Here is a 6,864-nt window from a genome sequence, read left to right on the forward strand (position 1 = left end):
CATCATGGGAAAAATCACCGGTTTCATGGAATTTGAGCGCATCGAAGAGGGCTACAAACCCGTCTCCGAGCGCTTGAAAAACTACGGCGAATTCGTGATCGGTCTGACCGAAGCGCAGTCGAAAACACAAGCGGCGCGTTGCATGGACTGCGGCACACCGTTTTGCAACAGCGGCTGCCCGGTCAACAACATCATTCCCGACTTCAACAACCTGGTGTTTGAAGGCGACTGGAAAAACGCGATCGAGGTGCTGCACAGCACCAACAACTTCCCCGAGTTCACCGGCCGCATTTGCCCCGCCCCCTGCGAGGCGGCGTGCGTGGTCAACTTCAATGACGACGCCGTGGGCATCAAGTCCATCGAGCACGCCATCATCGACCGCGCCTGGGCCGAAGGCTGGGTCACGCCCCGTCCCGCCAAAATCAAGACTGGCAAAACCGTGGCCGTGATCGGCGCTGGTCCTGCAGGCCTGGCCGCTGCGCAGCAGCTGGCGCGTGCGGGCCACGAGGTGACCTTGTTCGAGAAGAACGACCGAGTGGGCGGTTTGTTGCGCTACGGCATTCCCGACTTCAAGATGGAAAAGACGCACATCGACCGCCGCGTTCAACAGCTCGAAGCCGAAGGCGTGAAAATCCGCACCAGCGTGCTGGTCGGTGAGTGGCCCAAGGATTCCAAGATCACCAACTGGGCCAAGGAAACCATCAGCGCCGAACAGCTCCAGAAAGACTTTGATGCGGTGCTGCTGACCGGTGGCTCTGAGCAGTCGCGCGACTTGCCCGTCCCTGGCCGCGATCTGGATGGCATCCATTTTGCGATGGAATTCTTGCCCCAGCAAAACAAGGTGAATGCGGGCGACAAGGTCAAGGGCCAGTTGCGTGCCGATGGCAAAAACGTCATCGTGATTGGCGGCGGTGACACCGGCAGCGATTGCGTGGGCACCAGCACACGCCACGGCGCCGTGAGCGTGACCCAGTTCGAGGTGATGCCTGAGCCGCCCGAAAAAGAAAACAAGGCCATGGTTTGGCCCTATTGGCCCATGAAGCTGCGCACCAGCTCAAGCCACGACGAGAGCGCCGAAAAAGGACTGCTGCAGCGAGAATTTGCCATCTCCACCAAGTCGTTCATTGGCGAAAAAGGCAAGCTCACGGGCTTGAAGACGGTTCACGTCGAATTCAAGGATGGCAAGATGGTCGAGGTGCCTGGCACCGAGAAAGAATACAAAGCCGACATGGTTTTGCTGGCCATGGGTTTCACCAACCCGGTTGCCACCGTGCTTGACGCCTTTGGCGTTGACAAAGACGCCCGTGGCAACGCCAAGGCGAACACCAACTTCACAGGGGGCTACGCCACCAACGTGCCCAAGGTCTTTGCTGCAGGCGACATGCGCCGTGGTCAGTCGTTGGTGGTCTGGGCCATCCGTGAAGGACGTCAAGCGGCACGATCGGTGGACGAGTTCCTGATGGGCCAGAGCGACCTGCCGCGTTAAGTACATTCGTTCTAGGTAAAATCCCTCGAATGTTTTTGGTATGCAAAAGTCCGCCCAGAGCTGCCAAAACCACAAGAGCCGCACTTCCGACTCTTGTTTTACATGAACACCCCATCCACACCACCGCCACTTGTTGAATTGCGCGACCTGACTTTCGGGTACGGCGACCGTGTCATTTTGAAGAACCTCAGCTTCAACGTGCCGCGTGGCCAAGTCACGGCCCTGATGGGCGTGTCTGGGGGCGGCAAGACCACGGTCTTGCGCTTGATCGGCGGGCAGATCCGTGCCAGCGCGGGTCAATTGTTGTTTGATGGCCATGACATCACGCCGATGCGACAAGCCGAGCTTTATGAGGCCCGGCGTCGCATGGGTATGCTGTTTCAGTTTGGGGCCTTGTTCACCGACATGAGCGTGTTCGACAACGTGGCTTTTCCTTTGCGCGAACACACCCGTTTGTCGGAAGACCTGATCCGCGACATCGTGCTAATGAAGCTCGATGCGGTGGGCTTGCGCGGAGCGCGGGACCTCAAACCCTCTGAAATTTCTGGCGGCATGAGCCGCCGAGTGGCTCTGGCCCGCGCCATCGCACTCGACCCGGACTTGATCATGTACGACGAGCCCTTTGCCGGCCTCGACCCGATCTCGCTGGGCACAGCGGCCCGATTGATTCGTCGCCTGAACGACAGCTTGGGCATCACCAGCGTGGTGGTGTCCCACGACGTGACCGAGACCTTCGAGATCGCCGACCATGTGGTGATTCTGGCGCATGGCGGAGTGGCCGCGCAGGGCACGCCTGCCGAGCTGCGGGCCAGCACCGACCCGTTGATTTACCAGTTTGTACATGCATTGAGCGATGGGCCGGTGCCTTTCCATTACCCGGCCCCTTCGGCCGCACAAGACTACGACGGGAGGTCGGCATGATCTCCAACATGCTGGGCGCTTTGGGTGCATCCACCCGCCAAATGCTGGCCGATTGGGGTTTTGCCGCGCGCCTGTTTTTCAAGTTGATGGGCATGTCGGGCGCAGCGCTCAAGCGCTTTGGCCTGGTGCGCGACCAGGTGCATTTTTTGGGCAATTACTCGCTGGCCATCATCACCGTGTCGGGCCTGTTTGTGGGTTTTGTGCTGGGTTTGCAGGGTTATTACACTTTGCAACGCTATGGCTCGGCCGAGGCGCTGGGCTTGCTGGTGGCGCTGAGCTTGGTGCGCGAGTTGGGCCCCGTGGTGGCCGCCTTGTTGTTTGCGGGTCGTGCCGGTGCCTCGCTCACGGCCGAGATCGGCCTCATGCGGGCCGGTGAGCAACTCACCGCGCTGGAAATGATGGCGGTGGACCCGGTTCAAAGAATTTTAGCCCCCCGCTTTTGGGGTGGCATCATCGCCTTGCCCTTGTTGGCGGCGGTGTTCAGTGCAGTGGGCATTTTGGGCGGCTACGTGGTGGGCGTCTTGCTCATCGGTGTCGACTCGGGTGCTTTTTGGAGCCAGATGCAAGGCGGTGTCGATGTCTTCAAGGACGTGGGCAACGGCATCGTCAAGAGTGTCGTGTTTGGCTTGGCCGTGACCTTCATTGCCTTGTTGCAAGGCTATGTGGCCAAGCCCACCCCCGAAGGTGTGGCCAGTGCCACCACACGCAGTGTGGTGGTTTCTTCTTTGTCGGTGTTGGGACTGGATTTCATCTTGACCGCGATGATGTTCAGCATTTAGGAGGACGGCATGCAACGTTCAAAAAATGATATTTGGGTCGGTTTGTTTGTCTTGTTGGGCGCAGTGGCCGTGCTGTTTCTGGCGCTCAAGGCGGCCAACTTGCTCACCTGGAGTTTCAGCCAGGATTACGAGGTCACGGCCAAGTTCGACAACATTGGCGGGCTCAAGCCCGGCGCTGCGGTCAAGAGCGCCGGGGTGGTGGTTGGGCGCGTCAAGAAAATCGAATTCGACGGCGAGTCCTTCCAGGCCAAGGTCACGTTGGGCATGCAGACCCAGCACACCTTTCCTCAAGACAGCTCCCTCAAAATCCTCACCAGCGGTTTGCTGGGTGAGCAATACCTCGATGTCGCCCCTGGGGCTGACGAGAAAAATCTGGCTGCCGGAGACCGCATTGGCTCCACCCAATCGGCCGTCATCCTGGAAAACCTGATCAGCCAGTTCCTGTTCAGCCAGGCCGAGAAATCCACTCCCGAAAGTCAAAAACCATGATCGTCTGGATCAAACGCAGTGCATCGTTGGCGCTGCTGGCTGCTGTGCTGGCCTTGCAAGGCTGCGCCACCGTGAAAACCGCCGATGCGCGTGACCCTTGGGAGTCGATGAACCGCAGCGTCTACCAATTCAACGATGTGGTGGACACCGCGGCCATCAAGCCCGCAGCCGAGCTGTATGCGAAAGTTTTGCCCGGCTTTGTGCGCAAGGGTGTCAGCAACTTTTTTGGCAATTTGGGAGATGTTTGGTCCATGGCCAACAGCGCCCTGCAGCTCAAGGGGCAGGCCACGGCGGAGACTTTCATGCGCATCAACGTGAACACCTTTTTTGGCCTGGGCGGCTTGCTGGATGTGGCCACCGAAATGCGCCTGGAAAAGCGCAAGGAAGACTTCGGACAGACCTTGGGTTACTGGGGCGTTAAGCCAGGCCCTTATGTGGTGCTGCCCTTGCTGGGCCCGTCCACAGTGCGCGACACCCTGGCCTTGCCGCTGGACATGCGCGGCGATGTTTCGCGGCAGTTTTCGGATGAGGCCACCCGCAATGCTTTGACCGTGACACGCGTTTTGGACATCCGCACGGGACTGCTGCAAACCGTGGACGTGGTCATGGCCGCATCGCTGGACCCTTACTCGTTTGTGCGTGACGGCTTCCTGCAAAAACGACGCAACGATATTCACGACGGCAACCCGCCCTCAAGTTTCGACTATGGGGATGACGAGGCCAGCCATAAATAAGCCCGTTACAGTTGTTCACACGCATTCTGGCTACAGGCCGTATAGTTATTTCATGCTCCAAACCGATACCGCTCTTTTACTGAACCGCCGCCGTGTGATTGTGGCCGCATGTGCCGCCAGCATGCTGGGCGCTTCGGGCCTGGCCGTGGCCGCCGATGAGGCACCCGAGGCCTTCATCCAGCGCATCACCAACGACACGCTGAACGCCATCAAGGCGGACAAGGCCCTGCGCACTGGCGACATTGGCAAAATCATGCAACTGGTCGACACGCAGCTGATGCCGCATGTGAACTTTCGCCGCATGACCGCTCTTGCCACTGGCCCAGCTTGGCGTAAAGCCACACCCGAGCAACAAAAACGCCTGCAAGAAGAGTTCAAGATTTTGTTGGTGCGCACCTATTCGGGCGCCCTCAGCCAAATCACCGACCAGGTGGTTGTGGTCAAGCCCCTGCGCGCCGGCCAGGAAGACAAAAACCTGGTGGTGAACACCGAGGTGCGCGGCAAGGCGGACCCGATTCAGTTGGACTACCGACTCGAAAAAACTCCGGGTCAAGGTGCAGGCTGGATGATTTTTGACCTGAACGTGCTGGGCGTGTGGCTGATCGAAAACTACCGCAACCAGTTCACCAAAGAGATCAATGTCGGTGGCATCGATGCGTTGATTGCCAGTTTGGCTGCTCGCAACAAATCCAACACCAAAACCTCTTGAAGACGCAGGACATGAGCCCTCTGAAGTTGCCCGCCACTTTGCTGCACGACCAGGCCGATGCTTGTCTGGCGAAGTGGGTGGCGCAAATGCCCGCTGATTTTCCGTCTGCGGTGGTGCTGGACGCATCGGGTCTTTCTGAATTCGACTCCTCGGCTTTGGCCGTGCTGTTGGGCTTGCGCAGGGTTCTGATCCAAAAAGGGAGCGCCTTGCGGGTCGATGGTATGACCCCGCGCTTGCGAGAACTGGCCAGTTTGTATGGGGTGATGGATCTGCTCCAGCCCGCTTGAAGGCGTGGTCTCCATGTCTTTTGAGGCCTCTACAAGGGCAGCGCCTCAGGGTCGGCGGGCCAGCACTTAAAATAGTCCCCTTCCATGCCAGCGCTCTCATTCCAATCCGTCTCCAAGATTTATCCGACCAAACAGGTGGGCGCAGCCGCGTTCAAAGCCCTTGACCAGGTCAGCTTCGATGTGGAGGAGGGCGAGTTTTTCGGCCTGCTCGGGCCCAACGGTGCGGGCAAAACCACCCTGATCAGCACCTTGGCAGGCTTGAGTCGGCCCAGCACCGGTCGTGTATTGGTGCATGGCCACGACGTGCAAAGCGACTACGCCGCCGCGCGCCGACTGCTGGGCGTGGTGCCGCAAGAGTTGGTGTTTGACCCGTTTTTCACGGTCCGCGAAGCTTTGCGTATCCAGTCTGGGTATTTCGGGGTCAAGAAAAACGAGGTCTGGATCGATGAGCTGTTGGAAAGTCTGGGTCTGGCCGACAAGGCGGGCTCTAACATGCGCCAACTCTCGGGCGGCATGAAACGCCGCGTGCTGGTGGCACAAGCCTTGGTGCACAAGCCCCGGGTGATCGTGCTCGACGAACCCACCGCCGGAGTCGATGTCGAGCTGCGCCAGACCTTGTGGGCCTTTATCGCCAAACTCAACAAGCAAGGCCACACCGTCTTGCTGACCACCCATTACCTGGAAGAGGCCGAAGCCCTGTGCGGGCGCATCGCCATGCTCAAGCGTGGCCAGTTGCTGGCGCTGGAGCGCACGTCTGATTTGCTACGCTCGGCCACCAGCCAGGTGCTGCGCTTCAAGCTCGACGGCGACTTGCCTCCCGCCGTGTCGGCCATCGCCCGGGTGACGGGGCGCATTGTGCAGTTGCCTGTGCACAACGCGGCCGAAATCGAAAACCATCTGGCCACCCTGCGCACAGCCGGGCTGGTGGTCGAAGACGTCGAGATCCGTCAGGCCGATCTGGAAGACGTTTTCTTGGAAGTGATGAACCGAAAACAAACCGCTACCGGAGCCTTGGCATGACCGGTTGGCAAACCTTGCTTTACAAAGAAGTGCTGCGCTTTTGGAAAGTTGCTTTCCAGACGGTGGGCGCGCCGGTGCTGACGTCCGTGCTTTACATGCTGATCTTTGGCCATGTGCTCGAAGACCATGTCAAGGTGTATGACAACGTGGCTTACACCTCGTTTTTGCTGCCGGGCCTGATGATGATGGGCGTGCTGCAAAACGCGTTTGCCAACAGCTCGTCCAGCTTGGTGCAAAGTAAGATCATGGGCAGCTTGGTGTTTTTGTTGCTCACACCCTTGTCGCACCGCAGCTGGTTTGTGGCCTATGTGGGCTCATCGGTGGTGCGGGGCTTGGCCGTTGGCGTGGGGGTGTTCGTCATCACCGGCTGGATGGTCAACATCACTTTTGTCAACCCACTGTGGATTTTGGCCTTCGCCTGCATGGGCGCGGCCATGAT

Annotated in this window: 9 protein-coding genes; all 9 read left to right on the forward strand. The window is 59.1% G+C overall.

The genetic code is table 11. The features are described 5' to 3' along the window. The first annotated feature begins 4 nt into the window (after positions 1-4). Positions 5-1,486 (forward strand): glutamate synthase subunit beta, encoded by a 1,482-nt coding sequence (locus Q0O99_RS07710; RefSeq protein ID WP_293750116.1) that lies wholly within the window; start codon positions 5-7, stop codon positions 1,484-1,486. Positions 1,487-1,588: 102 nt separating this feature from the next. After that, positions 1,589-2,407 carry an ABC transporter ATP-binding protein gene (locus Q0O99_RS07715; protein ID WP_293750118.1) on the forward strand — a complete coding sequence of 273 codons (819 nt, stop codon included), beginning with the start codon at positions 1,589-1,591 and terminating at the stop codon, positions 2,405-2,407. Then, positions 2,404-3,186 (forward strand): lipid asymmetry maintenance ABC transporter permease subunit MlaE, encoded by a 783-nt coding sequence (gene mlaE, locus Q0O99_RS07720; RefSeq protein ID WP_293750120.1) that lies wholly within the window; start codon positions 2,404-2,406, stop codon positions 3,184-3,186. The genes Q0O99_RS07715 and mlaE overlap by 4 nt, the downstream gene beginning before the upstream one ends. Positions 3,187-3,195: 9 nt before the next feature. Next, on the forward strand, positions 3,196-3,675 hold the full coding sequence (gene mlaD, locus Q0O99_RS07725) for an outer membrane lipid asymmetry maintenance protein MlaD (protein ID WP_293750122.1): 480 nt from the start codon (positions 3,196-3,198) through the stop codon (positions 3,673-3,675). After that, a complete protein-coding gene (locus Q0O99_RS07730) occupies positions 3,672-4,409 on the forward strand; it encodes a VacJ family lipoprotein (protein ID WP_293750123.1) in 738 nt (245 codons plus the stop codon). The genes mlaD and Q0O99_RS07730 overlap by 4 nt, the downstream gene beginning before the upstream one ends. Before the next feature lie 52 nt (positions 4,410-4,461). After that, a complete protein-coding gene (locus Q0O99_RS07735) occupies positions 4,462-5,118 on the forward strand; it encodes a phospholipid-binding protein MlaC (protein ID WP_293750125.1) in 657 nt (218 codons plus the stop codon). Positions 5,119-5,129: 11 nt separating this feature from the next. After that, complete coding sequence (locus Q0O99_RS07740; protein WP_293750127.1) at positions 5,130-5,405, forward strand: STAS domain-containing protein; 276 nt, start codon at positions 5,130-5,132, stop codon at positions 5,403-5,405. 84 nt (positions 5,406-5,489) lie between these two features. Then, the gene (locus Q0O99_RS07745) at positions 5,490-6,425 is read left to right on the forward strand and encodes an ABC transporter ATP-binding protein (protein ID WP_293750129.1); all 936 of its coding nucleotides are present in this window, start codon (positions 5,490-5,492) and stop codon (positions 6,423-6,425) included. Continuing rightward, on the forward strand, positions 6,422-6,864 hold a 443-nt coding region (locus Q0O99_RS07750), incomplete at its 3' end, for an ABC transporter permease (RefSeq protein ID WP_293750131.1). The genes Q0O99_RS07745 and Q0O99_RS07750, both read left to right, overlap by 4 nt.

The sequence above is a fragment of the Limnohabitans sp. Rim8 genome (assembly GCF_945901735.1).
Taxonomy (GTDB): Bacteria; Pseudomonadota; Gammaproteobacteria; order Burkholderiales; family Burkholderiaceae_C; genus Limnohabitans_A.

Excerpts from the sequence above, each read along its gene's own strand:
- Q0O99_RS07745 (WP_293750129.1), top strand. The coding sequence starts at position 5,490 with ATGCCAGCGCTCTCATTCCAATCCGTCTCCAAGATTTATCCGACCAAA.
- Q0O99_RS07710 (WP_293750116.1), top strand. The coding sequence starts at position 5 with ATGGGAAAAATCACCGGTTTCATGGAATTTGAGCGCATCGAAGAGGGC.
- Q0O99_RS07735 (WP_293750125.1), top strand. The coding sequence starts at position 4,462 with ATGCTCCAAACCGATACCGCTCTTTTACTGAACCGCCGCCGTGTGATT.
- mlaE (WP_293750120.1), top strand. The coding sequence starts at position 2,404 with ATGATCTCCAACATGCTGGGCGCTTTGGGTGCATCCACCCGCCAAATG.
- mlaD (WP_293750122.1), top strand. The coding sequence starts at position 3,196 with ATGCAACGTTCAAAAAATGATATTTGGGTCGGTTTGTTTGTCTTGTTG.
- Q0O99_RS07740 (WP_293750127.1), top strand. The coding sequence starts at position 5,130 with ATGAGCCCTCTGAAGTTGCCCGCCACTTTGCTGCACGACCAGGCCGAT.
- Q0O99_RS07715 (WP_293750118.1), top strand. The coding sequence starts at position 1,589 with ATGAACACCCCATCCACACCACCGCCACTTGTTGAATTGCGCGACCTG.
- Q0O99_RS07730 (WP_293750123.1), top strand. The coding sequence starts at position 3,672 with ATGATCGTCTGGATCAAACGCAGTGCATCGTTGGCGCTGCTGGCTGCT.